28 protein-coding genes and 1 riboswitch are annotated in these 26,034 nt (G+C 66.7%); of the genes, 10 read left to right on the top strand and 18 right to left on the bottom strand.

Annotated features, from left to right (window positions below):
* Positions 1-8: 8 nt before the first annotated feature.
* Positions 9-1,664, bottom strand: a complete 1,656-nt coding sequence (locus DK926_RS10080) for a DNA repair helicase XPB (RefSeq protein WP_068424777.1) — start codon at positions 1,662-1,664, stop codon at positions 9-11.
* Between the two features lie 118 nt (positions 1,665-1,782).
* Complete coding sequence (locus DK926_RS10075; RefSeq protein ID WP_114330281.1) at positions 1,783-4,053, bottom strand: helicase-associated domain-containing protein; 2,271 nt, start codon at positions 4,051-4,053, stop codon at positions 1,783-1,785.
* A gap of 61 nt (positions 4,054-4,114) precedes the next feature.
* Between DK926_RS10075 and DK926_RS10070 the strand changes: the two genes are divergently transcribed.
* The gene (locus tag DK926_RS10070; protein ID WP_068424772.1) at positions 4,115-4,303 is read left to right on the top strand and encodes a hypothetical protein; all 189 of its coding nucleotides are present in this window, start codon (positions 4,115-4,117) and stop codon (positions 4,301-4,303) included.
* Positions 4,304-4,363: 60 nt separating this feature from the next.
* Here DK926_RS10070 and DK926_RS10065 read toward each other — a convergent pair whose 3' ends face one another.
* The 3 genes from DK926_RS10065 to DK926_RS10050 all read right to left on the bottom strand — a co-directional run bounded on the left by DK926_RS10065 (position 4,364) and on the right by DK926_RS10050 (position 6,055).
* Positions 4,364-4,978: a transglycosylase family protein gene (locus DK926_RS10065; RefSeq protein WP_068424769.1), complete on the bottom strand. Its 615-nt coding sequence runs from the start codon at positions 4,976-4,978 to the stop codon at positions 4,364-4,366.
* An 8-nt stretch (positions 4,979-4,986) separates the two neighbouring features.
* Positions 4,987-5,177, bottom strand: a riboswitch (cyclic di-AMP (ydaO/yuaA leader).
* Positions 5,178-5,455: 278 nt separating this feature from the next.
* Entirely contained in the window at positions 5,456-5,827 is a 372-nt protein-coding gene (locus DK926_RS10055; RefSeq protein WP_114330279.1) for a YccF domain-containing protein, read from the bottom strand.
* 12 nt (positions 5,828-5,839) lie between these two features.
* Positions 5,840-6,055: a hypothetical protein gene (locus DK926_RS10050; RefSeq protein WP_068424763.1), complete on the bottom strand. Its 216-nt coding sequence runs from the start codon at positions 6,053-6,055 to the stop codon at positions 5,840-5,842.
* A gap of 149 nt (positions 6,056-6,204) precedes the next feature.
* On the opposite strand from DK926_RS10050, the gene DK926_RS10045 reads away from it, so the two are divergent.
* On the top strand, positions 6,205-6,618 hold the full coding sequence (locus tag DK926_RS10045; RefSeq protein WP_068424760.1) for a cold-shock protein: 414 nt from the start codon (positions 6,205-6,207) through the stop codon (positions 6,616-6,618).
* An 18-nt stretch (positions 6,619-6,636) separates the two neighbouring features.
* Here DK926_RS10045 and DK926_RS10040 read toward each other — a convergent pair whose 3' ends face one another.
* Genes DK926_RS10040 through DK926_RS10030 form a run of 3 tightly spaced genes read right to left on the bottom strand, consistent with a single transcriptional unit; the run spans position 6,637 to position 9,578 of the window.
* Positions 6,637-7,149: a DUF2771 domain-containing protein gene (locus tag DK926_RS10040; RefSeq protein WP_114330278.1), complete on the bottom strand. Its 513-nt coding sequence runs from the start codon at positions 7,147-7,149 to the stop codon at positions 6,637-6,639.
* Complete coding sequence (locus tag DK926_RS10035) at positions 7,150-8,733, bottom strand: MFS transporter (protein WP_207890788.1); 1,584 nt, start codon at positions 8,731-8,733, stop codon at positions 7,150-7,152. It abuts the gene before it with no gap.
* A gap of 44 nt (positions 8,734-8,777) precedes the next feature.
* On the bottom strand, positions 8,778-9,578 hold the full coding sequence (locus DK926_RS10030) for a glutaminyl-peptide cyclotransferase (RefSeq protein WP_114330277.1): 801 nt from the start codon (positions 9,576-9,578) through the stop codon (positions 8,778-8,780).
* 51 nt (positions 9,579-9,629) lie between these two features.
* Between DK926_RS10030 and DK926_RS10025 the strand changes: the two genes are divergently transcribed.
* From DK926_RS10025 to DK926_RS10015, 3 genes are read left to right on the top strand one after another with little or no spacing between them, the layout of a single operon-like run.
* Positions 9,630-10,553 carry a DUF3027 domain-containing protein gene (locus DK926_RS10025; RefSeq protein ID WP_114330276.1) on the top strand — a complete coding sequence of 308 codons (924 nt, stop codon included), beginning with the start codon at positions 9,630-9,632 and terminating at the stop codon, positions 10,551-10,553.
* Positions 10,550-13,267, top strand: coding sequence for an ATP-binding protein (locus tag DK926_RS10020; RefSeq protein ID WP_114330322.1), 2,718 nt, complete (start codon positions 10,550-10,552; stop codon positions 13,265-13,267). The genes DK926_RS10025 and DK926_RS10020 overlap by 4 nt, the downstream gene beginning before the upstream one ends.
* The gene (locus tag DK926_RS10015) at positions 13,257-13,790 is read left to right on the top strand and encodes a phosphatase PAP2 family protein (RefSeq protein ID WP_114330275.1); all 534 of its coding nucleotides are present in this window, start codon (positions 13,257-13,259) and stop codon (positions 13,788-13,790) included. The genes DK926_RS10020 and DK926_RS10015 overlap by 11 nt, the downstream gene beginning before the upstream one ends.
* Before the next feature lie 254 nt (positions 13,791-14,044).
* Here the strand turns inward: DK926_RS10015 and DK926_RS10010 are convergent, their stop codons facing one another.
* Positions 14,045-14,299: a DUF2530 domain-containing protein gene (locus DK926_RS10010; protein ID WP_068424753.1), complete on the bottom strand. Its 255-nt coding sequence runs from the start codon at positions 14,297-14,299 to the stop codon at positions 14,045-14,047.
* A gap of 17 nt (positions 14,300-14,316) precedes the next feature.
* On the opposite strand from DK926_RS10010, the gene DK926_RS10005 reads away from it, so the two are divergent.
* Genes DK926_RS10005 through DK926_RS09995 form a run of 3 tightly spaced genes read left to right on the top strand, consistent with a single transcriptional unit; the run spans position 14,317 to position 17,594 of the window.
* Positions 14,317-15,771: an NCS2 family permease gene (locus DK926_RS10005; protein ID WP_068424751.1), complete on the top strand. Its 1,455-nt coding sequence runs from the start codon at positions 14,317-14,319 to the stop codon at positions 15,769-15,771.
* Positions 15,772-15,823: 52 nt separating this feature from the next.
* Positions 15,824-16,252, top strand: a complete 429-nt coding sequence (locus tag DK926_RS10000; RefSeq protein ID WP_068426059.1) for a MarR family transcriptional regulator — start codon at positions 15,824-15,826, stop codon at positions 16,250-16,252.
* A 46-nt stretch (positions 16,253-16,298) separates the two neighbouring features.
* Positions 16,299-17,594: an MFS transporter gene (locus DK926_RS09995; protein ID WP_207890792.1), complete on the top strand. Its 1,296-nt coding sequence runs from the start codon at positions 16,299-16,301 to the stop codon at positions 17,592-17,594.
* On the opposite strand, the gene DK926_RS09990 is transcribed toward DK926_RS09995, so the two are convergent.
* From DK926_RS09990 to DK926_RS09965, 6 genes are all read right to left on the bottom strand, one after another.
* Positions 17,579-18,184, bottom strand: coding sequence for a response regulator transcription factor (locus DK926_RS09990; RefSeq protein ID WP_068424745.1), 606 nt, complete (start codon positions 18,182-18,184; stop codon positions 17,579-17,581). The two genes, DK926_RS09995 and DK926_RS09990, sit on opposite strands and share 16 nt — an antisense overlap.
* A complete protein-coding gene (locus DK926_RS09985; RefSeq protein ID WP_114330273.1) occupies positions 18,181-19,302 on the bottom strand; it encodes a histidine kinase in 1,122 nt (373 codons plus the stop codon). The genes DK926_RS09990 and DK926_RS09985 overlap by 4 nt, the downstream gene beginning before the upstream one ends.
* A 19-nt stretch (positions 19,303-19,321) precedes the next feature.
* Positions 19,322-20,089, bottom strand: a complete 768-nt coding sequence (locus DK926_RS09980) for an ABC transporter permease (RefSeq protein ID WP_068424740.1) — start codon at positions 20,087-20,089, stop codon at positions 19,322-19,324.
* A complete protein-coding gene (locus DK926_RS09975; protein WP_114330272.1) occupies positions 20,086-21,006 on the bottom strand; it encodes an ABC transporter ATP-binding protein in 921 nt (306 codons plus the stop codon). Before DK926_RS09975 ends, DK926_RS09980 begins: the two co-directional genes overlap by 4 nt.
* A complete protein-coding gene (locus tag DK926_RS09970) occupies positions 21,003-21,227 on the bottom strand; it encodes a hypothetical protein (protein ID WP_114330321.1) in 225 nt (74 codons plus the stop codon). Before DK926_RS09970 ends, DK926_RS09975 begins: the two co-directional genes overlap by 4 nt.
* 113 nt (positions 21,228-21,340) lie before the next feature.
* Entirely contained in the window at positions 21,341-22,540 is a 1,200-nt protein-coding gene (locus DK926_RS09965; RefSeq protein WP_114330271.1) for a GNAT family N-acetyltransferase, read from the bottom strand.
* Positions 22,541-22,577: 37 nt separating this feature from the next.
* Here DK926_RS09965 and DK926_RS09960 point away from each other — a divergent pair, with 37 nt between their 5' ends.
* Both DK926_RS09960 and DK926_RS09955 read left to right on the top strand, forming a co-directional pair.
* Positions 22,578-23,381 (top strand): RNA methyltransferase, encoded by an 804-nt coding sequence (locus tag DK926_RS09960; RefSeq protein WP_114330270.1) that lies wholly within the window; start codon positions 22,578-22,580, stop codon positions 23,379-23,381.
* 5 nt (positions 23,382-23,386) lie between these two features.
* Positions 23,387-23,659: a DUF2537 domain-containing protein gene (locus DK926_RS09955; protein WP_243636738.1), complete on the top strand. Its 273-nt coding sequence runs from the start codon at positions 23,387-23,389 to the stop codon at positions 23,657-23,659.
* On the opposite strand, the gene DK926_RS09950 is transcribed toward DK926_RS09955, so the two are convergent.
* From DK926_RS09950 to DK926_RS09940, 3 genes are all read right to left on the bottom strand, one after another.
* Positions 23,616-24,344 carry a hypothetical protein gene (locus DK926_RS09950; protein WP_114330268.1) on the bottom strand — a complete coding sequence of 243 codons (729 nt, stop codon included), beginning with the start codon at positions 24,342-24,344 and terminating at the stop codon, positions 23,616-23,618. The genes DK926_RS09955 and DK926_RS09950 overlap by 44 nt on opposite strands.
* Positions 24,345-24,381: 37 nt before the next feature.
* A complete protein-coding gene (gene sepH / locus DK926_RS09945) occupies positions 24,382-25,215 on the bottom strand; it encodes a septation protein SepH (protein WP_114330267.1) in 834 nt (277 codons plus the stop codon).
* A 100-nt stretch (positions 25,216-25,315) separates the two neighbouring features.
* On the bottom strand, positions 25,316-25,984 hold the full coding sequence (locus tag DK926_RS09940; RefSeq protein WP_243636737.1) for a rhomboid-like protein: 669 nt from the start codon (positions 25,982-25,984) through the stop codon (positions 25,316-25,318).
* Between the last annotated feature and the right edge of the window lie 50 nt (positions 25,985-26,034).

Genomic DNA, 26,034 nt, shown 5'->3' with positions numbered 1-26,034 from the left:
CACGTCTGTCAGATCGCGGGACCGAGCATGTCGTCGGCGTCCGTGATGCGGTAGGCGTACCCCTGCTCGGCCAGGAAACGCTGGCGGTGTGCGGCGTACTCCGCGTCGAGCGTGTCCCGGGAGACGACGGAGTAGAAGTGCGCCTGTCCGCCGTCGTGTTTCGGTCGCAGCAGTCGTCCGAGGCGCTGCGCCTCTTCCTGGCGCGATCCGAACGTGCCCGAAACCTGCACTGCCACAGACGCTTCCGGTAGATCGATCGAGAAGTTGGCCACCTTGCTGACCACCAACGTCTGGATCTCACCGCGGCGGAACGCGTCGAACAGCTGCTCTCGTTCCTTGTTTCTCGTCGACCCCTGGATCACCGGCGCGTTCAGCGCCTCACCGAGCTCCTCGAGCTGGTCGAGATAGGCGCCGATCACCAACGTGGGTGCGTCCTCGTGTTTGGCGAGAATCGACTTCACGACGGCGATCTTGGTGTGGGCCGTCGAGCACAGCTTGTAGCGCTCTTCCGGCTCGGCGACGGCGTAGGCCATACGCTCGGCGTCCGTCAGCGTGACACGGACCTCGATGCACTCGGCGGGCGCGATCCAGCCCTGCGCCTCGATGTCCTTCCACGGTGCGTCGTACCGCTTGGGGCCGATGAGCGAGAAGACGTCGCCCTCGCGGCCGTCCTCACGCACGAGCGTCGCGGTGAGCCCGAGGCGTCGACGCGACTGCAGGTCGGCCGTCATACGGAAGACCGGTGCGGGCAGCAGATGGACCTCGTCGTAGATGACCAGGCCCCAGTCGCGGGAGTCGAACAACTCCAGGTGCTTGTATTCACCCTTGGTACGACGCGTGATCACCTGGTACGTCGCGATCGTGACCGGGCGGATCTCCTTGCGCTCGCCCGAGTATTCCCCGATCTCGTCCTCGGTCAGCGACGTGCGCGCGATCAGCTCGCGCTTCCACTGCCTGCCGGCGACGGTATTGGTGACGAGGATGAGCGTCGTCGCCTTCGCCTTGGCCATCGCGGCAGCGCCGACCATCGTCTTGCCCGCGCCACAGGGGAGCACGACGACGCCACTGCCGCCCGCCCAGAACGAGTCGGCCGCCATCTCCTGGTAGTCGCGCAGCGACCAGTGGCCGCCTTCCTGGTCGAGATCGATCGGGTGCGCTTCGCCGTCGACGTACCCGGCGAGGTCCTCGGCGGGCCAGCCGATCTTCAGCAGCATCTGCTTGAGGTGACCGCGCTCGCTCGGGTGGACGATGACGGTGTCGTCGTCGACCTTGGCGCCGAGCATGGGCGCGATCTTCTTGTGACGCATGACCTCGGTCAGCACGGCACGGTCGAGGCTGACGAGCGACAGCCCGTGGGCCGGGTTCTTGACCAGCTGCAGACGGCCGTAGCGGGCCATCGTGTCGACGATGTCGACAAGCAGCGGCTGCGGGACCGCGTAGCGCGAGTAGTTGACCAGTGCGTCGACGACCTGTTCGGCGTCGTGACCGGCGGCGCGCGCGTTCCACAGCGCGAGGGGCGTGATGCGATACGTGTGGACGTGCTCGGGCGCGCGTTCGAGCTCCGCGAACGGCGCGATGGCGCCGCGGGCTTCGCCTGCCTGCGGGTGGTCGATCTCGAGCAACAGCGTCTTGTCGGACTGGACGATGAGGGGTCCGTCGGTCACCGATTCCTCCTACGGAAAGTGCGCAATTCTTCCATTGTCCACACGAGGCGCCGTCGGCGCACGTGCGCGCGAATGTATAGCCGGCTGTACATTCGCGCGCACGTGCGGCGCAGCCGCCTCATTCCACGAGCGCCACCGACGTGATGCGGTGCAGAGTGAATCGCCGGACGACCCCGGTTGCCGGGTCGAACGCGTCGAGCTGCCCGCCGCCGACGCTCACCGGGTCCACGACGCGTTGCGACGCGACACCTTGGGCGTCGACGTACCCGATGGACACGCTGCGACGCACCTTGACGGCCGTCTGCAGCAGGGCCATCGTCGCGGACCCGGTCGCGCGGGTGCCGTCGGAGCGAACGGTCTTGCCGCCCGCCGATGCTGCCCGCTCCCCGGCGCGCAGCTCGGTGACGAGCCGTCCGAGTTGTTCCTCGGTCGGGACCGCCTGGTTCCGGTACGTCGGACGGTGCCGACGCGCGGGCACGCGGGCGCCGTGGGTACGCAGGTCGACGATGGCGCCGCTGGCGTCCTCACCGGCAGGCGCGAACCCGGCCGCGGACAGCACGGCCAGGACCTCGGCCAGCGGCGCCTGCGAGATCGCCACCGTCGGGGCAAGTCCGCGGAGCGCCAACTGCTCGGATGCAGGCGACTTCAGCACCTCGGCCAGCAGCGCCGGGTCCTCGCACCGCACGAACGACGACGCCACACCCGCGCGCAACCGCCCGTGCCTGCGGGCGACGTCGTCGATCAGGTAGGTCAGGCCCTGCGGCACCGGCGTGCGCGAGTGCACCTCGAAGAGCGAGTGCAGTTCGGATGCGGACATTCCGACGTCGAGTGCGCGGCGCAGGCTGTCGTCGGTGATGCGGTACATCGTCGCGGCACCTGCGGATTCGACGTCGGCGACGAGGTCGATGCGGTCCGACAACTCCGGTTCGAGCGGTCCGGGCGCGACGAGGGTGAGGTCGGCCTGCACCAGCACGTAGTCGATCGGGGTGGGGAGCGCGTCGCGCATCTCCGCTTCCGCGTCGCCGCCGTGCAGCAGCGCCTTGCCGGGTGTCGACAGTGCCCCGCGCGCGACGATGCTCAGTGCCGTCGCCTCGGCGAGCATGCGGGAGACCGGCCGCGGTGAGAACCGGGCCGCCGACCGGGGACGACGCCACGCCAGTCCACGCGAGATGTCGATCTCACCCGCTGCCACACCCGTTCCCAGGTCGGCCAGGTACTCGAGGATGGTCCGCCGGTCACGCGGTGCGGCGGGGGAGCGCACTTCGTCGGACAATGCAGCGACAGGCTTGTCGTTGGGATCACGCATCCCGATCAGCCACGGCGCGCGCTGCAGATCGAGCCACGCCGACGCGAGCGTGTGCCACTTGGCGGCGGTCGTGCCGTTCGTCCATGCGTCGACGGCCGACGTCGGTGCCCAGTAGTCCTCACCGGAATCGTTCGGTGGCAGCGGGTCCGGGGTGCCGCTCGAGATGAGCGACGCGGCCGCGAGCAATTCGACGAGCAGTCCGACGCGGGTGTCGTCGAGCCCGGTGACTTTAGCGATGCGTTTGATCTCGCGGACACCGAGGCCACCGGCCTTCAGTGCCGGAGCCGGGGTGTCGGACAACGCCTGCACGACGGCCCCGCAGTGCCGAATCAGTTCGAGTGCCTCGCCTGCCGCAGCGGCGTTGACGTCGGCCGCGGTCAATTTGCTGGTCGCGGGCTTGGGGGGTGTCAGCGACGTCGGATCGGAGACGGGTTCGCCGCGCAGCGTCTGTCCGACCTGGTGCGGCAGTTCGACGGTCTGCTCGTCGAGCCAGATCAGCAGACCTGCGCGCAGGAGTTTCTGCACCGGCCGATCGGGGGGAGTGTCGGGTGCTGCGTCCCTCGTCCTGCCGGTGGGCGACGACCTTGCCAGCGTCTCGAGCAGGCTACGTTCGCTGTCGTCCAGCTCGGCGAGCGCTGCGGTGATCTGCTCGGCGGTGAGCTGCTCGGTGGCGTCGAGAATGCGGCCGACGCGCCAGGGCACGGCGTCACGAGCGGCAGGAACCATGCGCAGCGACGTCGTGCCCCAGACGAGTGCACGGTCGCGCAACGACGTGAGTGCGCGGTCGACGGCCTTGCCCGTGGCTCGTTTGGCGATGATCGCGTCGAGCTGGGCCCGCGTGACCGGCATTTCGTGCGCGCCTTCGATGGCGAGCATCTCGAGAATCGTCAGCGTGAGAGTGTCCAGCGTGTCCGCGGCGCGCAGGATCGAGGCTCGCTGTTCGGCACGCCCGGCGAGCACCCCGATGGTCGACGGCGGCGGCACGGTCAGGTCCGGCCGCAGCGTCAGGGTGGTGACGAGCTCGGTGTCGGTACGGGATCTCAGCCACGCCGCGAGGTCCGAAGCCACTGCTGTATCGGTCATTGCTTTACAGATTAGAGACCTGGGCTGGTGTACGGCGCGTCGCAGGTGTCAAAATGGGCGCATGGTGAACAAGTCGAAGAAGCCCTATGTCGATCCAGGCTGGCCCGAAACCGCTCGTGGCGATCACGCGGTGACCGAGCTCTCGTCCTCCCGATCGGGAGGCCTGTCCCCGTTCGGCGAGGAGACGGAGTTCCCGTTGCCGGTGGAGCAGCTGCCGTACGCGCACCCGGTGACCGTCGTCAACCGTTAGAAGAACAGATACGCGAAAGGCCCCCGAGAATCTCGGGGGCCTTTCGCGTACGTGCGGCGCTTACTGAGGCAGGAATGCCTTGTTGGCCTGGTAGAACTCGACGATCTGCGGGTCGAGCTGGATGCCCTTGGTCGCGTCCTGGATGAAGGACGTGATCTGCGGATCGTTGGTGATGGTCTGCACGGCGGTCGTGATGCCGTCGATGACCTCGGCGGTGCCGTCGACCGTCGGGATGCTGGTGAGGTCCGGAAGCTTCGGGGCTTCGGGAGCGGACTGCGGCGAGGCAGGAACGCTGCGCTCGGTGGGCGCGCTGCTCAGTCCGAGGCTCGACGAGCAGGAGGGCCATGCGCCCCAACCCTGCGATGCGAGGACCTTCTCGGCGACGGCGATCTGCTCTTCACGGGTGGCCTGGTTGGCCGACGCTGCATACTGTCCGCCGCCGTGCGACGTCCAGGTGCTCGGAGAGAACTGCAGGCCGCCCTGGAAACCGTTGCCGGTGTTGATGGCCCAGTTACCGCCTGCTTCGCACTGTGCGAGGCGATCCCAGTCCGAGTCGGGGGCCGCGTTCGCGGTGCCCGAGAAGGCGATACCCGCGGTGCCCATGATGGCGCCGGTGACGGCGACCTTGGCAACCGTGCGGCCGGTGGTGGTCGGCTTGCGATGACGTCCGCTCATACGAATTGAAATCCTCTCCACTGGCGCCTGCGAGGTCAGCTGTCGGGTTCGGGCTGAGAGGTAGCCCGGCCCAACCGTTCCGGAGGAACTGTCGGGCTTCACCCCAAGGAAATCGTTGCCGGGCAACGCTTTCCGGTTATCCGAGAGGACGTGTGGGTCCCCCGTCCTCGTCCCCTGGGTAGTTCGTCGAGGGTTCCGTTTCCGCGGGACGAGGTTGGGCGCTGCGGGTACGGATTCGGCCGAAGTTTCTCAGCCGCTGATGACCGTACTGAAGTTCCGGCGGAGTGTCACCATTTGGTAACTGTCGATTTCGGGGGCCGCGGCCACAGTCGTTCGGATAACGGAAAGCGGGGCCGGCGAACTCCCAGCTAGCGGCGGTGATGCGTCGGCGTCGCCCGCTCGTTGCCCTTCCGTTATGCCGCTGTTATGTGACAGAAGTCACATCCAGCCGGAATGGGGCAGGAGGGGCTGAAGTGATCAGGCGTCGACGATGTCCTTGCCGAGTGGCATCAGAGAGATCGGGATCATCTTCAGGTTCGCGATGGCGAGTGGAATCCCGATGATCGTGATCGCCATCGCGACCGCCGTGACGATGTGACCGATCGCGAGCCAGATGCCGGCGACGATCACCCAGATCACGTTGCCGATCAACGACGCGACTCCGGCGGTCGGTTTCTCGACGACGGTCTTGCCGAACGGCCACAGCGCATAGACGCCCACGCGGAACGACGCGATGCCGAACGGAATGGTGATGATGAGAATGCAGCAGACGATGCCCGCCGCGAAATAGCCGAGTGCCAGCCAGAGTCCGCCGAAGATCAGCCAGATGACGTTCAGGATCACTCGCACTTGTCGGCCCCTCTACCTCGCACGTCTACCGGACATCAGCGCAAACACTAGCGCCAGAACGAAGCCGAGGGGCGACGCGAGCATTGCAGTCAGATAAAGCCACAGTGGCGGTTCCTCGTTCGTGATCGCGGGAACGAGAAAGATGGCCACGATCGCCAGCAGGCCGACGGCGAAGATCGTCAGTGCGACGCGAAGCAGTGTGTTGCGGTGGGGGCGCGAATCGGGCACGTCACCAACTTAGCGGCTGGGCTGCGAACGAAAACGCAGATGCCTCGCAGATGCCCTCCGCTGTAGACTGCAGTATTCGCGTCCTACGTTCGTATGTGGGGCGCGACTGTTGTGTGGAAGTACTTCGAGCGAATGGACGGGTGAGCGCAGTGCCGACCGGCAAGGTGAAGTGGTACGACGTCGACAAGGGTTTCGGCTTTCTCTCGCAGGAAGAGGGAGAGGACGTCTACGTTCGTTCGTCTGCGCTTCCTCCCGGCGTCGAGGGCCTCAAGGCGGGCCAGAAGGTCGAGTTCGGCATGGCTGCCGGTCGACGCGGTCCTCAGGCGCTCAGCCTGAAGGTGCTCGAACCTGCCCCGTCGGTGCGGCAGAACAGCGCGAACCGGCGTGAGCCAGTGGAGCGGAAACACACTCCGGACCAGTTGCACGGCATGGTCGAGGACATGATCACGTTGCTCGAGGCAACCATTCAGCCGGAGCTGCGCAAGGGTAAGTACCCGGACCGCAAGACCGCGCAGAAGATCTCCGAGGTCGTGCGCGCGGTGGCCCGGGAACTGGACAGCTGAGCAAGAAACGATCTCCGCTCAGGCCGTCGCGATCGACCAGATCGCGTGACTGACGATCTCTTCCTGCTGGGTGTCGGTGTCGATGACGCCGGACGGCAGTCGGACCTCGACGCCCAGCAGCGCACGACCCTGGTCGTCGACCGGCGGGACCGTCACCGCCGAGGTCGAGTCGGGGAGGTACAGGGTGTCGGTTTCGACGGCGTCGCTTCCCGACTCGTCGGAGTACACGGCGGCGAGAATCCACGGCGCCGACGCGATCTCGCTCGGTAGCGACAGCTGGAGCGGACGTCCCTCGCGTACCGGCAGAGTGACGCTCTCGCCGTCACTGCCGCACAAAGGCTGGTCTACGGGGCAGTACAGGTAGGGCTGGACGTCGATGGTCCGGCCGTCGGCGAAAGCTGTGATGCTCGGTCGCCCGGAGGGTGCGTCCCGGACGAGGAGCGCCAACACCCCGACGAAGGCGACGAGCACGACGACGGCAGCGGCCGCCCCGATTGCCAGGATCTTCTTGGTTTTCGGTGCGAGGTTCACTTAGCTCACGTTCTGTCGGGTGGCGGCGTCGGGAAAGGTCTGCTCGGCGTGCTCGGGACGGTTTCCGCCGAGCCCGGGCAGCAGCGACTTTCCTCGGTAGGTGAGGAAAGTCTGCGCGAGTCCGATCGTAAGTAATACCGAGACGACGGTGAAACCCAGCCAGTATTCGGTCGGCAGCAGCACGCCCAACGTTCCGCCGAGAACCCAGCAGAGCTGCAGAACGGTCTCCGAACGCCCGAATCCGGATGCGATGGATTCGGGCGGCAGATCGGATTGCAGCGACGCGTCGAGGGAGACCTTCGCGAGGGCGCTGGCGCAGGAGGCGACGAGAGCCGCGAGCGCAGCGGTCAGCAGACTGTCGGTGATGGCTGCGATGATCGCGAATGCCGTCACGGCGGCGGCGCAGCGCAGGACGACGATCGCGGGCCTGCCGAGCTTGATGCGCGCGCCCGCGGCGTTGCCGGCGAAGTTTCCGATCGCTGCGCCCGCGCCGACGAGTCCGAGCATCGCGGCCTGCTTGATCGGTTCGTGTTCGGTCTGCGATTTGGCGACGAACGCGACGTACAGCGTGAGGAACCCGGTCAGGATTCGGATCGTGCCGTTGCCCCACAATCCGACGATGACGGCTTTGCCCAACGGCTGACGACGGTTCTTCGGGGCAGCAGCCGTCTGCTTCTCGCGTCGGATGACCTCGGTGACGGCGTCGTCGCCGTGGTAGCTCAGTGTCGCGGGGACCTCGCCCTCGGTGACCTCGACCCACGACGGGATCCGCATGCTCAGGTACGCGCCGAAGATCGTGATGGCGGCGACGAACCACAGCGCGCCCGACGACCCGGCGAGCCACGCGATCACGGCCGCGACACCGCCTGCGACGATCGTGCCGCCGATCAGACCGAACACGGTGAGCCGCGAGTTGACGCGGACGAGGTCGATCTCCGGTGGCAGCACCCTCGGGGTCACGGCACTCTTGAGCACCGCGAACGATTTGCTGAGTACGAGCATGCCGAGCGCCGCCGGGTACAGCACCCAACTGTCGAAGTTGAACACCAGGACCACCGCCAGCGTCGCGCGCAGCACGAACGACGTGGCCAGCGCGATGCGTCGGCCGTGCTGAAGTCGGTCGAGCATCGGGCCGATGAGCGGGGCGATGACGGCGAACGGCGCGATCGTGATGAGCAGATACAGCGCGACCTTCGTCTTGTCCTCGCCCGTCGCGGCCGAGAAGAACAACGTGTTCGCGAGCGCGACGGCGAGGGCTGCGTCGGACGCGAAGTTCGCCATCGTCGCGTACGTCAGAGCCGTCAGTCCGGACTTGTCGGCGCCGTCGGCCTTGGCGGCTCGCTGGAACGCGCCGATGCCCTTGCCCGTCAGCTCGCGACTACGCATCGCGGCGACGCGGGTGACCGTCAGCTTGCGCGGCATCGGCGGCGGTTTCGGGCCCGACCCCTTACCGGGAGGAGGCGTCGGGGGATGCAGTGGAGGCAGCGGAGTGCGCCTGCTGGCCTGACGCGGCGCAGGTCGGTAGTTGTCGAATCCCGGGTGATCCTCACCCGGAGGGGTATCGGAGTGGCGGGGATCGGTCACGGGATCAATTCTGTCCTAAAAATCGACGCGGCGAAGACACCGACTCACGGCTGGGGTGTGAACTGCACCTCGAACATCGTCGGCCAGAGCTTCCCCGTGACGAGAAACCTGTCGGTGCCGGGAATCTGCGCGATTCCGTTGAGCACGTCGGCACCCGCACGCTCGTCGGAGGTCATCGAATTCCAGAGCGGCGACGCGTCGATCATCTCGGTGACGCGCCCGGAGTCGGGGTCGATCCGGGCGATGTCGTCGCTCTGCCAGAGATTGGCATAGACGGAACCGTCGTCGGAGCATTCGAGTTCGTTCAGGTTGCTCAGCTGCTCGCCGTTCACGGTCACCTGGACCGACCCCGTCTCGTCGAACGACGCGGGATCGCGGAACGTGAGTGTCGACGAGCCGTCGCTCATGATCAGTCGGTCACCGTCGTCGCACAGGCCCCAGCCCTCGCCGTCGTAGACCACCTGCCGACGCTCCTGCAGCGTGACGGGATCGCGCTCGAACGCGACGCCGTCGCGCCACGTGATCTGCCAGAGGGAGTCTCCGGCGACGGTGAGCCCCTCGCCGAAATAGTTCGACGACAGGTCGACGCGTCGCAGTTCCTCGCCCGTCTCGAGGGACGAGACCCGCACGTACGACGACCCGTTGCGGCCGGTGCCCTCGTACAGTTCGCCGCCGGACACTTCGAGGCCCTGGGTGAACGCCGTCCGATCGTGCTCCCGCGTCTGGACGACCGTCACGGTCGACGTCGTGGCGGTGGCGTCCGGCTCGTCCGTGGCTCCGGAGCATCCGATCAGCAGAACCGCCGCGGCGAGCAGACCCGGCACGGCCCGGAAGGGGACGGTCATCCGCCCATCATGGCAGGCCCGAACTGGGCGCATTCGACGTGATGCGGCAAAATGAACGACGTGAGTTTCGTATCGTCTCCAGAACTCGACCATTCGGACCGCGACGAAGCCGTGCGCGATCGGACAACCCAGCGTGAACCGGTTCGCCCCGTGTTGGCCGACGCCGTGGATCTGGCGCGGCAGGCGGTCGTCGACCTGGGCGAAGGCGGTATCGGTGAGTATCTCGGCGTGACGGCCGAGGACGAGAGTTCCGCCACCCATCGCTTCGTGAGCGACCTGCCCGGCTACCGCGGATGGCAGTGGGCCGTCGTCGTCGCGGCACCCGAGGGCGCGGACACCGCGACCATCAGCGAGCTCGTTCTGCTGCCCGGCCCTGATGCTCTCGTCGCGCCCGAGTGGCTGCCGTGGGACGAGCGCATTCGCCCCGGCGATCTCGGTCCCGGCGATCTCCTTCCCCCTCGCGTGCAGGATCCGCGGCTCGTTCCCGGCTACGTCGCGACGGGTGACCCGCAGGTCGACGACGTCGCATACGAGCTCGGCCTCGGACGGACGCAGGTGCCGAGCCGTGAAGGACGTCTCGACGCGGCCGAGCGGTGGCACGACGGCGAATTCGGTCCGGGCAGCGAGATGGCGAAGGCCGCACCGTCGACGTGCGGTCTGTGCGGCTTCTATCTTCCGATCGCCGGGTCGCTCTCCGCCGCGTTCGGTGTGTGCGGCAACGAGTTCGCCGCCGACGGACGCGTCGTCCACGCCGAGTACGGATGCGGCGCGCACTCGGACACCGAGTTGCGCACCGGCGCAGGCTCGCCGCAGTTCGAGCCGTACGACGACGCCGTGCTCGACGTGACACCTCAGGAACCGCAACCGGTGCAGGAACCGGAACCGGCGCAGGAGATGGAAGCGCCGCAGGAGACGGAAGCGGCGGAGGCGTCGCAGGACGAGCAGCCGATCCAGGATCCGCAATCGACCACCTGAACGATCCTTTCGACACCGAAGCTCTGCGGGCCGGGGTCGTCTCGGCGTGGACGTCGTCGCCGACCCGGCTGCGAGAGGATGCGGCGACCGAGGCGGATCTGGTTCGCGCGGGATATCGCGATCGTCTGCTGACCGAGCTGGCGCAGAACGCTGCCGACGCGGCGGACCGAGCGGGGGTTCCCGGGCATGTGAAGGTGTGGTGCGTCGGCGACGCGTTGCACGTGGCCAATACGGGTGCCCCTCTCGACATCGAGGGTGTGCATGCGTTGACGGCGCTGCGTGCGTCGGCGAAGACGTCGGGTGTCGGACGGTTCGGAGTCGGCTTCACCGCCGTGCGTACCGTGGCGTCGGAGATCGAATTCCGTTCCGCGGCAGGCGGAATCGTGTTCAGTGCCGAACGGACCGGGCAGGTTCTGATCGACGCGGGTCTGACGGCCCCGGACGCGGGTATCCCGGTGCTCCGATTGGCGTGGCCGACGAACGAAGCGCCGGCGGAAGGGTTTGCGTCCGAGATCGTTCTGAAGCTGCATCACGATGCCGCACCGATGCTCGACGCGTTCCGGGCCGAGGCCGTCGACCTGCTCCTCGAACTCGACTCGTTGACGACGATCGACATCGACGACACGCACTTCGACTGCCGCACAACGGATATCGAAAACGGTGCGGCGCACCTGACCATCGGCGACCGAACCTGGTGGCAGTTCCGCACCGACCACGCGCGCTGGGTGGTGCCCATGAGCGACGGCGTCCCGGTGCCTGTCGACGCCGACGTTCTGCGCGCTCCGACGCGGTCCGACGAGGAATTGTCGTTGCCCGCCATCGTGATTGCCGACGTCGCGATGCAACCGGACCGCAGACGCACGCTGCCCGGCACTCCCGTCGAACGGATCGCCGACGGCTACGGCCGCATGCTCGCAGCGCTTCCTGCTGCATCACGGCCGTCGTTCGTGCCGAGGCCGGGTTTCGCGCGCAGTGAGGTCGACGGAGTGCTGCGCGAGCGGATCGTGCGTGAATGTGCCTCGACCCCTTGGCTTCCTGGCGCCGACGGCGAGGATCTGGTTCCGTCGCGGGCCGTCGTGTTGCCGGGATCGACCGACGAACTGGCCGAGGTGCTCGGGCCGGTGATGCCGGATCTCGCGGCCCCGTCGGTGTCCGGCCCGCGGCACGGCCCCGCCCTCGCGGCCGTCGACGTCCATCGAATCGGGTTGGCCAGGCTCGCCGACATGCTGTCCGGGACGTCGCACGAACCCCTCTGGTGGCACCGCCTGTACGACGCGTTGGCCCCGCTCGTCACCGACGGCGTCGCTGCGGAAGAGCTTGCGGCGCTGCCGGTTCCGCTGTCCGACGGCCGCACCGTCACGGGCCCGCGTACGACGGTTCTCACGGTGGGAGCACGAGCGGTCGGGGGAGTGCACTGGGCTCGGCTCGTTCACCCGGACGCCGCCGCACCGCTGTTGACCCGGCTCGGCGCGACCGAGGCGTCGCCCGCGGAGTTGTTGTCCGATCCGGCGCTGCAGGTCGTGCTCGACGATCTGGACTGGGACGACGACGATGCCGTCGACGAACTCATCGCCACCGTGCTGTCGCTGGCCGACGGGCAGCGGGAGTTGCCGTCGTGGCTCGGTTCGCTCCCGATCGAGGACACGGACGGTGAACTGCGCGCCGCCGACGAACTACTGCTCCCGGACGCGCCGCTGGTGCGATTGCTGTCGAGCGACTCGCCGTTCGGTGTCGTCGCCACGTCCGTGGTCGACAGGTTCGGCGCCGACGCGTTGCGGGCGGTCGGCGTCGGATGGGGTTTCGGCGTCGTCACCGAGGACCTGCCGACCGGACCGGATCACGATCTCGCCGACGAGGGCGCCTGGTGGGCGTCGTTGCGGGAGGACCCCGATGTGCTGATCGCCGTCCGCGACCTCGACCTCGTCGACGACGAACGCTGGCCAGACGCTCTGTCGCAGCTGGTCGAGGAGCGGACCACACGCGACCTTCTCGCCGATCGTGGCGGGTACACCGCGTGGTGGCTGCGTCGGCACGCTGTGATCGACGGCCATCGGCTCGGCCACTACCGTGCCCCGTCGGATCTGACATTCGCCGGCCTGCTGGACCTGCTCGACCATCCGCACGCCGACGACGTGGCGTCGGCGCTGGCGCCCTCGGTCTGCGACAGCGCGGAGTTCGCGTCCCTGATTCTGGACCGGCTCGCCGATCCGGCGCGTACTCCGACACCGGCCGTCGTCGCGCGTGCGCACCGACTCGTCGCCGAGGCGGTGTCGTCGGGAGTCGTCGATCTCGACGATCTCGATCTTCCTCCCCGTGTGCGTGCGATGTCCGGGGCCGTGATCGACCCCACCGACGCGGTGGTCGTCGACCGGCCGTGGTTCGTCGGCGTCGTGACGTCGGACGTCGCGGTGCTGTCCTCGATGGAATCGGCGGCGACGCTGGCGTCGATCCTGGACGTGCGCACTGCGTCGGAATCGATTCGCGCGGACGTCGTCGGCGTCGGACGCGTCAGTTCGTGGGATCGCGAGCCGGACGCGGTACTTGCCTGCGCGGCGCTGGGATCGGAGCTGCCGTCGGGACAGGTCGTCGTGCACCGAGAGTTGACCGTGCGCGTGACCGGCGCAGTCGAAGGGATGCGCCGGGTCGCGTCGTGGGTGACCGACGACGGCATCGTGCACTGTGACGAGAGCTGGGGGAGACCGCGTGGACAGTGACGTGCTGCAGTGGATGGTGGCCCACCGGGTGCCGTGGCTGACGGACGTCTTCTGGGCGATCACGACGCTGGGCAACACGGTGTCGATGTTCGTGCTGTCGGTCGTCGTCTGTGTCGCGCTGCTGGCGTCGAAACGAGTGCCCGACGCGATCATGGTCGGTGGCGCGATGCTGACCGGCTGGGGCGCGATGAGCCTCGGCAAGCTGCTGTGGGGACGTGACCGGCCCCCGATACCCGAACGTCTGGTGGAGATCTCCACCTATTCGTTCCCGTCGGGGCACGCGATGATGTCGGCGATCCTGGCCACGACGGTCACTGCACTGATGTGGCGGTCGACCGTGTCGTGGCGTCGGAATCCGGTGGTGCTGGTGTTACCCGCCGTCGCATCCTTGTCGATCGGCTTCTCGCGGATCTACCTCGGCGCCCATTGGACGACAGATGTTCTGGCGGGCTGGGTGTTCGGTGTTCTGTGGGGTCTTGCGGCGGTGGCGATTACCGCGCGAAGTCGCTCCGCTGTGCGATGACGAGCAACTCGTCGCGCATGGACGGGCTGGAGACGGCGTGTGCGCGGGCGTAGAGAGCGCGAAGCGAACGGACGTGATTGCGACGGGTACGGAACTGGGAAACGAGCTTCATGGCCTTGCTTTCGGGAATCGGTGCTGTTTCGAATCTGACATCACCGATGATCCGCGTTAAATCTGTGTTACACAACCGCGTTCGGCGGTGAATTTCCGCACGTCAAAGGCTGTTTTATGACGGCGATTACGTGACGGCGCTCTCAGGTCAATCCGCGTTGAGCGGTCTTGCTCCCGCGTCGTGCCGCGGCACGTTGGACCACGAAGAGTGTGAAGCCGAAGGCGCCCAGGACGATTCCGGTCAGACAGGTCGTCAGCGCGTCCGCCCATCGGTCGCCGCTGACCGCGACTACGACCGCGGCGACGATCCATGCGATTATTCCGACAGCGAGTACCGGCGCCGGATCCGTCAGGCGCGGGCTGAGCACACTTTCCCTGTCCGCACTCTGCCTGTCCATGAAGGTAGGTTACTCCCATGGCTTTCTCGTCCCGGCTGCTGGACAACTACTTCAAGATCACCGAACGAGGGTCCACGGTCGGCGCCGAAGTACGTGGCGGTCTCGTCACCTTCGTCGCGATGGCCTACATCGTCGTCCTGAACCCGCTCATCCTCGGTAGCTTCTCGCCCGACGACGCCGCGGCCAAGACCGACGTTCTCGGCAACATCCTCCCGGTGTCACAGGTCGCCGCGGTGACCGCGCTCGTGGCCGGCTTCATGAGCATTCTGTTCGGCATCGTCGCCAACTATCCGTTCGGCATCGCCGCCGGTCTTGGCATCAACACGCTGCTCGCCGTCACGATCGCGCCGCAGGTGACGTGGCCCGAGGCGATGGGCCTCGTGGTCATCGACGGCATCATCATCGTGCTGCTCGCCGTGACCGGGTTCCGTACCGCGGTGTTCAACGCGATCCCGTCGGAGCTGAAAGCCGCCATCGCCGCCGGTATCGGCGCGTTCATCGCGTTCATCGGTCTCGTCGACTCCGGCTTCGTTCGCCGCATTCCCGACGCCGCGGGCACGACGGTTCCGGTCGGTCTCGGTATCGACGGTTCCATCGCGTCGTGGCCGACGGCCGTGTTCGTCTTCGGTGTCCTGCTGATGGGCATCCTCGTCGTCCGAAAGGTGCGCGGCGGATTGCTGATCGGCATCGTCGTCACGACCGGCGTCGCGGCCGTCATCGAGGCTCTCACCGATGTCGGACCGTCCCAGGGCGTCGACCCCAAGGGGTGGAACCTGAGCGTGCCGATCCTGCCGGACACCCTCTTCCAGATTCCGGACCTGTCGTTGGTCGGTGACGTCGACCTGTTCGGCGCCTTCACCCGCATCGGCGTTCTGGCCGCCAGCCTTCTGGTGTTCACCCTCGTGCTGGCCAACTTCTTCGACGCGATGGGCACGATGACGGGTCTCGGCAAGGAGGGCAACCTCGTCGACGACAAGGGCAACCTGCCGGGTATCGGAAAGGCCCTCGTCGTCGAGGGAACCGGCGCGATCGCCGGCGGTGCGGCATCGGCGTCGTCGAACACGGTGTTCGTCGAATCGGCGTCGGGCATCGCCGAAGGCGCGAGGACGGGTCTCGCCAACGTCGTCACCGGCGTGCTGTTCCTCGCGGCGATGTTCCTGACGCCGCTCACCGCGATCGTGCCGATCGAGGCTGCCGCACCTGCCCTCGTGGTCGTCGGCGCGCTGATGATCGGGCAGGTCCGCGACATCGATTTCACCAAGTTCGAGGTGGCCCTTCCGGCGTTCCTGACCATCGTCGTCATGCCGTTCACGTTTTCCATCGCAAATGGAATCGGCGTCGGTTTCATCACCTGGGTCGTACTCGCCGTAGCCGCTCGGAAGGCGAAGTCGGTTCATCCCTTGCTCTGGGTCGTGGCAGCGCTCTTCGTTGCATATTTCGTCGTCGGACCCATCACTGACGCGGTTACGTGAGCCCGAACGCGGCTCTAGGCGTAATCTCTCCGCTGTGACGTCGGGATACAGCGTGAAGGACAACCGTGAACTGGCAAGTGATCTGTCGCTTGCCGTCGTGCGATTGACTCGCCATCTCAGGGGGCGCCGAGTCGATTCGCAGGTGTCGTTGACTCAGCTGTCGGCTCTTGCAACCTTGAGCCGCGAAGGGGACATGACGCCAGGGGCACTCGCCACGCGCGAGAAGGTCCAGCCGCCCTCGATGACGCGGGTCATCGCGTCGCTGGCCGAACTCGGATTGGTCGTGCGCACTCCGCACCCCACCGACGGCCGTCAGGTGATCGTCTCGCTGTCCGCGGCGGGCAAGGAACTGATCGCCGACGAGGCCAGCGCACGCGAAGCATGGATGACGGCTCAGTTGGAGGGGTTGGACGAGCCGCAGCTGGCGGTGCTGCGCGACGCCGTCACCATCATCGGCGCCTTGGTGAGCGACTCGGAGTAGATCGTTACCTAGGGTTAGTATGTAAAGAGTGCCTACTGCCCCGTCGATGTTCGCAGCGCTGCGAACACGCAACTACCGCTTGTGGGCGTCCGGGCAGATCGTCTCGCTCATCGGTACCTGGATGCAGCGCGTGGCGCAGGATTGGCTCGTACTGACCCTTTCCGGGGGAAACGGCTTCGCCGTCGGAATCGTCATGGCCCTGCAGTTCGGGCCGACTCTGCTGCTGTCGGTGTGGGGTGGAGTTCTCGCCGACCGGTACGACAAGCGCACGCTGCTGATGATCACGCAGGCATTCGCCGCGATCTGCGGTTTGGTGCTGGGTGTGCTCGACGTCGGGGGCGTCGTCGCGCTCTGGCACGTCTACCTCATCGCGTTCGTGCTCGGATGCTCGTCGGCGATCGATGCGCCTGTGCGACAGTCCTTCACGATCGAGATGGTGGGCAAGGAAACGCTCTCCAACGCGATCGCGTTGAACTCGATGACGTTCAACTCGGCGCGCATCGTCGGCCCTGCGATCTCCGGGGTCCTGATCACCCTGATCGGTACGGGATGGGTCTTCCTGATCAACGCGGTGTCGTTCGTGGGCGTGTTCGGCGCACTCCTGGCGATGCGTGCGGGGGATCTGTTCCGCGTCGAGCCGGCTCCGCGAGTGAAAGGTCAGGTCCGCGAAGGCTTCGCGTACGTGTGGGGACGACCCGATCTGCGCGTGCTGCTCGCGACGGTGTTCATGGTGTCGACCTTCGGGCTGAACTTTCCGCTGAGTCTGGCCGTGCTGGCACGTAATTCGTTCGGCAGCGGCGCCGACGCGTACGGGCTTCTGTCGACGACGCTGGCCATCGGAACCCTCGCGGGAGCGACGTTGGCGGCCCGACGCACCAGCTCACCGAGACTCCGGCTGTTCCTCGGCGCGGTCATCGGTTTCGGGGTGTTCGAGACACTCGTCGGGCTGATGCCGAACTACGTCCTCGTCGCGCTACTGCTGATTCCCACGGGTGCGTTGACGCTGACGTTCACGACGTCGGCCATGAACATTCTGCAGATGTCGGTGCCGTCGGAGATGCGAGGACGCGTCATGGGCATCTACATGCTTTGCTTTCTCGGTGGGACGCCGCTCGGCAGCCCGGTCCTCGGGTGGTTGGCCGACGTGCTCGACCCGCGCGCACCGCTGTTGTTCGGTGGCGTCGTCTCGCTCGCGACGGGCGTCGTGGCCGGGGTGTACCTGATGCGTCTGGGCAATCTGCGTGTCCGGTTCGTGCGCGGGACCGACCGACTGCGTCTACCCGTCATGCAGGTCTGTCGCCGTCCCGTCCGGGCAGGCGCGCTGCCTCAGATCCAGCCGTAGCGTCGGGCGATCGCGCACGCTTCGTGACGGTTCGCTGCACCGAGTTTCGCCGCCGCGGCCGACAGATAGTTTCGCGTCGTGCCCTGCGTGAGGTGTGCACGTTCGGCGATCTCGGCGATCGACGCACCGTCGGCCGCGTATTCGAGCACGTCGGCTTCCCTCGGCGTCAACGGCGAGTCGCCGGCGCCGATCGCCTCGGCCGCCAGTGTCGGATCGACGTAGCGACCACCGCCGTGCACGGTACGCACGACCTCGGCCAACGTGGAGGCCGACGTCGTCTTCGGCAGGAAGCCACGCACACCTGCGGCCAGCGCCTTCTTCAGATATCCGGGACGGCCATGACTGGTGACGATGATCGCCGCGCACGACGGCAACGCCGCAGCGATTTGCCCGGCCGCTTCGATACCGTCGATGCCGCCCATCTGCAGATCGAGGACCGCGACGTCGGGCGAATGCTTCGTCGCGGCCTCGACGGCTTCTTCGCCGGACTCGGTCTGAGCGACGATCTCTATGTCGTCCTCGAGCGCCATCATCGTCGCCAACGCGCTGCGGATGAGGTTCTCGTCGTCGGCGAGCAGTACGCGGATCATGAGGCCACCGTAGCCGGGAATGCCGCGGACAGTGTGAATTCGTCTGCGGTGCAGGCGACGTCGAGAGTGCCGTCGACGGCGGCCAGGCGTTCGCGCAGACCGGCGAGCCCGGTGCCGTCCGACGACCGTACGGCGTGTGGCCGATCGTTGGTCATCGTGACTCCGTTCTGGCTCAAACCGATTCGACAGCGGGTGGCGTCGGAGTGCCGGAGGACGTTGGTCGCGCCCTCCCGTACGACCCACGCGGCCGCCTCGGTGTAGGCCGGGTCGAGGGTGTCGGCGTTGCCGACGGTGTCGGTCTCGATGCCTGCAGCGTTCAGCAGTGAACGTGCGCCGTCGATCTCGGCGGCGAGGTCGATCTGCCGATAGCCCCGGGCCAATTGCCTTGCCTCGGTCATGGATTGCTGTGCGAGATCGCGCACCTCGTCCATCTGCGCGGCGGCCCGGTCGTCTCCCCGACGCGACAGTGTTGCCGCGAGTTCGCTCTTGACCGCGATGGCCGACAGAGCCCGGCCGACGACGTCGTGCAGATCGCGCGAGAACCGCAGGCGTTCCTCGGCGACGGACAGGGCCGATGCCGCGTGACGCGACGCGTCGAGCTCGCTGACGATGCGCAGCAACCAGATCGACAGGTGCGTACTGGCCGCCATCGCGAGTACGACGAAACACGCGATCACACCGCCGAGCACTCCGAAGCGCGTGGCGATGGTTCCTGCTCCGACGACGACTGCCGTCAGCGCGGCGACGCGCAACGTCATCATCGCGCTGATCGGAATCGAGGTGATCAGCAGCGCCCAGATCCACAGGGCCGGAGCGCTGCTCGTGATACCGGCGGTGACACTGGCGGCGACGCACAGCGCGACCGGCCATCGGATGTCACCTCGAGCAGTTCCGCCCAGCCTGGGCATCCGTCGTATCGCGATGACGGCCGTGGTCGCGCTGACGGCCATCGCGACGGCGGTGGCCCATTCGCCGCGGGACACGGTATCGGTCACCGCGGCGACGAGCAGCGCGACGATGATGCTGATGAAGGACTGACGTGTGTAGAGCCGGACCTTGTCGACCTCGGTCGTGTCCTTCCACGTCGTGCGCGGATCGAGGTAACGGCGCAGTTCCATGTGTTTCACCTTGCCAGAATCAGGCCCGCGGTTCCCAGCGGAAGTGCGTCTTCGCGACGACGACCGAACCGACGATCCACGCGGCGACGACCACCAGCGGCATCACCGCGGGCGAGAACGTCTGGGCGGCCGTCAGAGGCGCGGATTCGGGATCCGTCGTGCCGAGCCAGCCGAGGTTCACCAGATCCAGCACGGCAGCCATCGGTGTCAGATCGATGATTCTGTCGAGTGATTCGGGGACGATGTTTCGCAGGAACGACGTGCCTGCCATCGCGACCAGGATGACGGGAAGGCTGGTGATCTGCGCGGCTTCGGCATTACGCGTGAACGACGACGTGATCAGGGCCAGGGCCGCGAACATCGCTGCGCCACCGCCGAGTCCGGCGACGAACAGGACCGGATTGACGGGAAGCCCACCGCCGAGCAAGGCGATGATCGCCGTCAGCGCGATCGTCAGGATCACCGTCAGCGCGAACGAGGGAACGGCCGGGCCGAGAAGAATTTGGTTGTCCGTCGCTTCGCCGGTGCGAAGTCGCTTGAGCACCAACTCGTCTCGACGCGTCGCGTACGCGGACAGGAGGTTGTAGTACACCAGGAACACGAGCAGGAACAGTGCGAACACTTCCAGTGCTCCGGACACGACGGTGTCGGGCAGTCCGTCGTCGCGGCCGATGACCAGAACGACGATGGGGAACAACAACGGCATGACCATCGCGTTGAACAGCAGCACGCGGTTGCGGAGCAGCAGGGTGAATTCGCTGCGGGACAGTGTTGTCAAGGTGTTCATGCCGCGATCTCCTGCGGTCGGCCGAATTCGTCTGCAATGGACAGGAACACGGTCTCGAGCGATGCGGCCCTGGCGTCGAGGCCGTGGATGCGTACGCCCGATCGCTGTGCCCACAGCATCAATTCGGTGAGGGTGTCCTGTAGTTCGTTCGTCCGGATGACCACCTTGCCGTCCTCGACGTCGACGGTCGACGACACCAGTTCGGGCAGAGGCGCATCGGGTAGTTCGAGCCGAATGCTGGCGGGATGGTCCGCCACGACCTCGGCGACGGTCCCGGCGCGTACGACGCGTCCCTTGTGCATGATCGCGAGCCGATCGCACAGGCCCTCGGCCTCGTCGAGGTAGTGGGTCGTCAACATGATCGTGACGCCGGATCGCTTGAGGTCTTCGATCAAAGCCCATGTGTTGCGCCGACTTTCGGGATCGAGGCCCGTCGTCGGCTCGTCGAGGAAGAGCACGCGAGGTTGTCCGATGATGGCGCAGGCGAGGTCGAGGCGTCGTTGCTCACCGCCGGACAGGAACTTCACGCGTGTGTCGGCGCGATCGGCGAGGTCGACGCGTTCCAGTACCTCGCGGGGCGGCAGCGGGTCGCTGCAGGTTCCGGCCCACATCGTCAGGCTCTCGAGCGCCGTGAGGTCCGACGGCAACCCGCCCTTCTGCAGCATGATGCCGAGATTCGGGCGCACATCGCGGCGATCGCGGATGGGGTCGAGGCCCATGATCGAGACGGTTCCCTCGCTCGGTCGCGAAAGACCCTGTATCACTTCGAGAGTCGATGTCTTGCCGGCGCCGTTGGTGCCGAGCAGGCCGAACAGCTCACCTTCGGTCACCGACAGGTCGAGGCCGCTGACCGCTTCGAACGCGCTCTTGCCGCTGCCGTAGCGGCGCGTCATGTTCGCCACCTCGATCATGCTCATGACCTGCTCCAGCCGCGAAGTCCGATCGCGAAGCGGACGCCGAGGAACACTGCGGCGACCGCGGCGGCGACGAACAGGAGCACGGTCGGCCCGACGAGTGCGAACACCACACCGAAGAGCGCGATCGAGATCACGATGACGACGACCTCGCGGGCCATCGTCGGAGCCGGACCGAATTCCATCAGGTCCGTGAACAGGTTTCCTTCATCCGGTTGCTTCATGCCTAGAAGCATCTCCGGATCCGAGATGCCGCGACAGTGCACGGCATCATCGGTCGGACTGACACCGTCACGGCCCGGTCATGACAAATGTCAGGGAGTCGAGCGCAGCCGGGCTAGAACGCCCACCCCATGACCGGAGCACGGTCGGTGGAGAACGCGAGATCGACCGTGTGCAGCGCGTCGGCGTCGCGACTCGTCAACCGCTCGGCCGCCGCGAACCGCGTCGCCCGGTGCTGCCCGAAGTACATCGAGCTGAGCACGTCGATCTTCATCGTGACGTCGGGTGCGGCTTCGGTGCGGGTGACGGACGCCCGTCCTGCCGTGATCGTGACGTCGAACGTTCCGCCCGCGTCGAGGAACGGGTCGTCGACCTCGATGACGAACTGCGCGTCGACGCCGTACGTTCGGGCCTCGAGCGCAGCCTTGACGTCCATGATGCGGCACCACAACGCGTCGTGATGGTCGGTGACCTTCGGGAGACGATTGCTCGTCAGCAGGAAGGGCAGTGCCTCGTCGGGGGCCTGGTTGACCTCGATGGAGTCGACGAGATCGACGCCTGCGAGCACCTGCCACAGTTCGGCGTACGCGGCGTCGGTGACGGCGATGAACTCCTGGACGACGATCTTGCTCTCGCTCTCGCTGCGCCGGTACGCGGCGTAGCCGTCCGGGTGAACGATGAAGAACAGTTCCGTCAGACCCTGCCTGCGGTTCTCGCGGTCGGCGAAGAAGCGCTCCCACCGGATCGGCGGCTTCGGCTGTGCGCCCGCGGTACGACGCTGCCAGCGGTGGTAGATCTCGGGAAGAAGGTTCGACGCCTCCGCCGACTCGACGAGCCGCACCCCGGTCACCGGACGCACGCCCGAGTGGAACTGTGCAAACCGTCGATCGATCACGACGCGGTGTTCCTCGGTGACGGGTCCGTAGCCGAAGCGGCCGTAGATCGTGGCTTCGCTGGCGGTCAGCAGCGACAGCGGCGCACCCGCGTCCTGCAGCTTGCGATGCTGCTTCGTGAACATGCGACGCAGAATCCCGCGCCTGCGATGCGTCGGCGCGACCGACACCCACGACACACCGGATGCCTCGACCTGAGCGCCGCCCGGCACCGTCACCGACATCGGGAAGTGCATCGCGACGCCGACGGGAGTCTCACCGTGCCAGGCCATCACGACGTGTTCGGAACTCGTCAGGATCTGGGTCTCGGCGAGGTCCTCGGAGTTCTGGTGCTCACCGAACGCGTGCGCGTCGAGGAGAGCTACGGCACCCCAGTCGTCGTCGGTAGCGGTTCTGATCGTTATCGCGTCATCGGTACTCATCACAGTCGAGCTTTTCACACGATGCCAAGATGGACACGTGGTACACGTAATCGACATCGACGACTCAGCCGATCCCCGTCTCGACGACTTCCGCGATCTCAACTCCTCCGACCGTCGCCCGGACCTGCCCGACGGGAAGGGACTGGTCATCGCCGAGGGTGTGCTCGTGGCCGAGCGGCTGCTGTCGTCGAGGTTCGCGCCGATCAGTCTGCTCGGTGTCGATCGTCGCCTGACCGAACTCGGTTCGCGTCTCGACGATGTCGACGTGCCGTTCTATCGCACGACCGCCGACGTGATGGCCGACGCGGTCGGGTTCCATCTCAATCGCGGAGTGCTCGCCGCGGCTCACCGGCCGCCCGAGCTCGACCTCGCCGACGTACTGAAGGATGCGCGCACGGTCGTCGTCCTCGAAGGCGTCAACGACCACGAGAATCTCGGTTCGATGTTTCGCAATGCGGCGGGACTCGGTGCCGACGCCGTGTTGTTCGGTGCCGCGTGTGCCGATCCGCTGTACCGACGCGCGGTGCGGGTGTCGATGGGTCACGTTCTGCGCGTTCCGTTCGCGCGTGTCCCCGACTGGCCACGTGGCCTGAACATACTGCGGGACGCCGGTTTTCAGACCATCTCGCTGACGCCGAACCCGTCGGCGATCTCGCTCGCGGAAGCGATGACGGGGGAGAAGGTGGCGCTGATGCTCGGAGCCGAAGGCCCCGGTCTCACCGAACATGCCATGCGCGCCAGCGATGTTCGCGCACGCATTCCGATGGCACCGGGCACCGATTCGCTCAACGTGGCCACCGCGGCGGCCATGGCGTTGTACGAGCGAGTACGCCTGCAATGAGGCCGGTGAGGAACAACAGCATCCTCTACACCGGCATACCGGTGGCGGCATTCGCCGCGGTACTCGTCGGAACCGCGCTCACGGCGTTCGGGCTCGAACTCGCCGCCATCAACAGTGCGCTCGCACTCGCAATCAACGTCGTCGTGGTCGGCGGCGCCGCTCCGACGATCCTGCGGTGGAGGCACAAGCCGACCGTGCGGTGGCTCGTCCACGGTGCAGTCGCGGGCGCCGTGGTCAGCTTCGTTGCGCTGGGGATTTCCGTCGCCACCAGCGCTTGAACGATCGTTCCGACGCGGGCGCCGGGGCAGGTGCGGCGGTCGGCTCTTCACCGGGGGTGTACAGCGAGAATCCGCTCACCGGTAGGGAGTTCGGGTCGAACTCCTCCCCGCGGGGTGCGCCGGTGTAGCGGAAGCCGAGCCAGTGCGCATTGGCGGCCTCGGCGAATTCCTGAGGATGGAACGGCAGCGACTGCGGATCCGGCATGACGCCCGGCGGATAGACGAGCGGGTGCTCGCCTGCCCAGAACGGGCGTTCCCACACCAGCGGCAGACCGATGTCCTCGTAGATGTAGATCGGTGTCGCGCTGAACGAGCGTCGCAGCGATCCGCGCTCCCAGTAGGCGAACGCGCCCCACGCCGTCTCCGGGTCGGTCGCGATCAGATAGGTCTTCTCCGACGCGAGCGGACGCGACCAGTGCTCGGACAACGATGCAGGAGACGCGTCGGCGATGCGGGTGCTGCACACGACCGTCACGCCGGGATAGCTACCGACGGCGACCTCGTCGACCCCCACCGACGCCGACTTGGATATGGGCGCCTGCTGTGTCGGCACGGCGACCTTGTCGGCGAACAGGCTGCCGACGAGCGCCGTCGCCGCGTCGTGATGGGACGAAGTGGTCTGGCGCAGAACCGAAATCGGATCCGGCGTGTCGACGTACCAGATGGTCGATGCCTTGGCCCCCACTGCCTGCACCCTCCCCGATGTCAGCTGTGCTCGTGTATCAGCTGTGGCCGCTGGAGCGGACACCTAGCAGGACATCCTCCCACGACGGCATCGCAGGCTTGCCCTTCTTGTCCTTCTTCGGCGCGGATGCTTCGTGCTTCGGTTCCGGAGTGCTCGACTCCGGCTCGTGCTCGGCTGCTTCGAGTTCGCTGTCCGACGTCGTTCCGTAGTACTCGTCGAACGATTGCTGGGCGTCCTCGGCGGGTGCGGGCTCCAATGCGCGGACCGGAGCGAGACCACGCAGCTGACGTCCGAAGTCGGGATCGATCAGTTCCGACGCCGCATCGTCGAGCGCGGTGATGGTGCCGCCGTGGCCGTCGGGCATGAAGTGCCAGTGCGCCTTGTTGGTGGTGCGGCCTGCCTGCCACTTCAGTTGGGCGACCCACTTGTTGTCGTCGTCGCGCCACGCGTCCCATGTCGCGTCGTCGAGGCTGTGGCCACGTGCGCGGAAAGCTTGCGTGACAACCTCGGACAGCGTCTGGACGGCGGGACCGTCGGGGCGCATCGGGTGCCCCTCCTGCGCCATCGCGGCGGCCTGCGAACGCTCGAGCAGAACGGGATGGGCGAAGATCTCGACCCGGCTCAGTGCCATCCCGGAATCACTTGCAACCTGTTCGACGCTGGCACCCGCGCGAATTCGAGCCTGGATCTCCTTGGGCCTGAGCAAACTGTCCATTTCGATCTCAATCTGTCCTAGTCGAGCGATGTCACCGCGTGAGGCAGCGCGGAGCTTGTCGTCGGCCGGAAGCCGGAATTTGTCGCCGGTTTTGGGATCCGAACAGATCACGTACTGCCCATCGGGTTCGAGACCGACCACGCGTAGATCTCGCACCTTGACCTCCTCATCGCGCCGACTCGCGATATCGTCCGCTCTCGACTGTAATCCACTCGTGATCTCGGTCGGATGTCCGACACGCGTAGGTTCTCCGGTGTCACAGACTAGTCATCGATGCCGACGGCTGCACGGGTTCGGCCATGACGGTGCGAGACCGATTGTCGATCAACGGTTTTCCATCGCGTCGCAGGTAGAAGGCGCCCAGAGCCAGTCCGATCGACAGTGCCGCAGCGTGTCCGAACGCGGTGAACGACGGGTCCGTCACCACCGACGCGGCGACGAGCGACACCCACCCGCATGCCCACGTCGTCCGCCACGGTCCGCTCAGATAGCGAATCATCGAGCCGGCGACTGCGGCCGCGGCATAGCTGACGCCGACGTCGACGGCCACCGCCAGAGAATCGGCGAGCCAGTCCGCGCGGATTCCGACGAACAGGCCGAGCGCGACGAGTGCCGTCGCGCCGACGTGTCCGGCGACGAAGGTCAACAGGAACCGGGTCGAACCCGACAGCCACTCGGCGACGGCGAACAGAACGGCGACCGATCCGAGCCACAGCCAGTCGGTCTCACCGTCGGTGAGAAAGGCGCTCGCGACGAGGGTGCCGACATGGCCGTCGCCGAGATTGTGGAGGTTGGTGCTGGCCTCGAACAGGACGTGCCACTGGGTGTGTGGGCGGAGATGGGAGAGGAGCGCGGTGGCGGCCAGGGCGAGCGCGAAGTACCCGAGGGTGACTTTCAGTCGAAGAAGGGATGCCAGAACACGCACGGGCGCTCCCTCCGAGATAGTTGCGACTGCCAACTATTTTAGCTCTCGAA

This window comes from Rhodococcus sp. Eu-32 (genome assembly GCF_003336925.1).
Taxonomy (GTDB): domain Bacteria; phylum Actinomycetota; class Actinomycetes; order Mycobacteriales; family Mycobacteriaceae; genus Rhodococcoides; species Rhodococcoides kyotonensis_B.
Note: the sequence above shows the minus strand (reverse complement) of the source record. Positions and strands in the feature narration are given on the sequence as shown.

Bases quoted from the DNA above. Each gene is read 5' to 3' on its own strand.
- DK926_RS10075 (WP_114330281.1), bottom strand. From the start codon at position 4,053: ATGACCGATACAGCAGTGGCTTCGGACCTCGCGGCGTGGCTGAGATCC.
- DK926_RS10070 (WP_068424772.1), top strand. From the start codon at position 4,115: ATGGTGAACAAGTCGAAGAAGCCCTATGTCGATCCAGGCTGGCCCGAA.
- DK926_RS10065 (WP_068424769.1), bottom strand. From the start codon at position 4,978: ATGAGCGGACGTCATCGCAAGCCGACCACCACCGGCCGCACGGTTGCC.
- DK926_RS10030 (WP_114330277.1), bottom strand. From the start codon at position 9,578: ATGACCGTCCCCTTCCGGGCCGTGCCGGGTCTGCTCGCCGCGGCGGTT.
- DK926_RS10025 (WP_114330276.1), top strand. From the start codon at position 9,630: ATGAACGACGTGAGTTTCGTATCGTCTCCAGAACTCGACCATTCGGAC.
- DK926_RS10010 (WP_068424753.1), bottom strand. From the start codon at position 14,299: ATGGACAGGCAGAGTGCGGACAGGGAAAGTGTGCTCAGCCCGCGCCTG.
- DK926_RS10005 (WP_068424751.1), top strand. From the start codon at position 14,317: ATGGCTTTCTCGTCCCGGCTGCTGGACAACTACTTCAAGATCACCGAA.
- DK926_RS09995 (WP_207890792.1), top strand. From the start codon at position 16,299: ATGTTCGCAGCGCTGCGAACACGCAACTACCGCTTGTGGGCGTCCGGG.
- DK926_RS09990 (WP_068424745.1), bottom strand. From the start codon at position 18,184: ATGATCCGCGTACTGCTCGCCGACGACGAGAACCTCATCCGCAGCGCG.
- DK926_RS09985 (WP_114330273.1), bottom strand. From the start codon at position 19,302: ATGGAACTGCGCCGTTACCTCGATCCGCGCACGACGTGGAAGGACACG.
- DK926_RS09980 (WP_068424740.1), bottom strand. From the start codon at position 20,089: ATGAACACCTTGACAACACTGTCCCGCAGCGAATTCACCCTGCTGCTC.
- DK926_RS09975 (WP_114330272.1), bottom strand. From the start codon at position 21,006: ATGAGCATGATCGAGGTGGCGAACATGACGCGCCGCTACGGCAGCGGC.
- DK926_RS09970 (WP_114330321.1), bottom strand. From the start codon at position 21,227: ATGAAGCAACCGGATGAAGGAAACCTGTTCACGGACCTGATGGAATTC.
- DK926_RS09965 (WP_114330271.1), bottom strand. From the start codon at position 22,540: ATGAGTACCGATGACGCGATAACGATCAGAACCGCTACCGACGACGAC.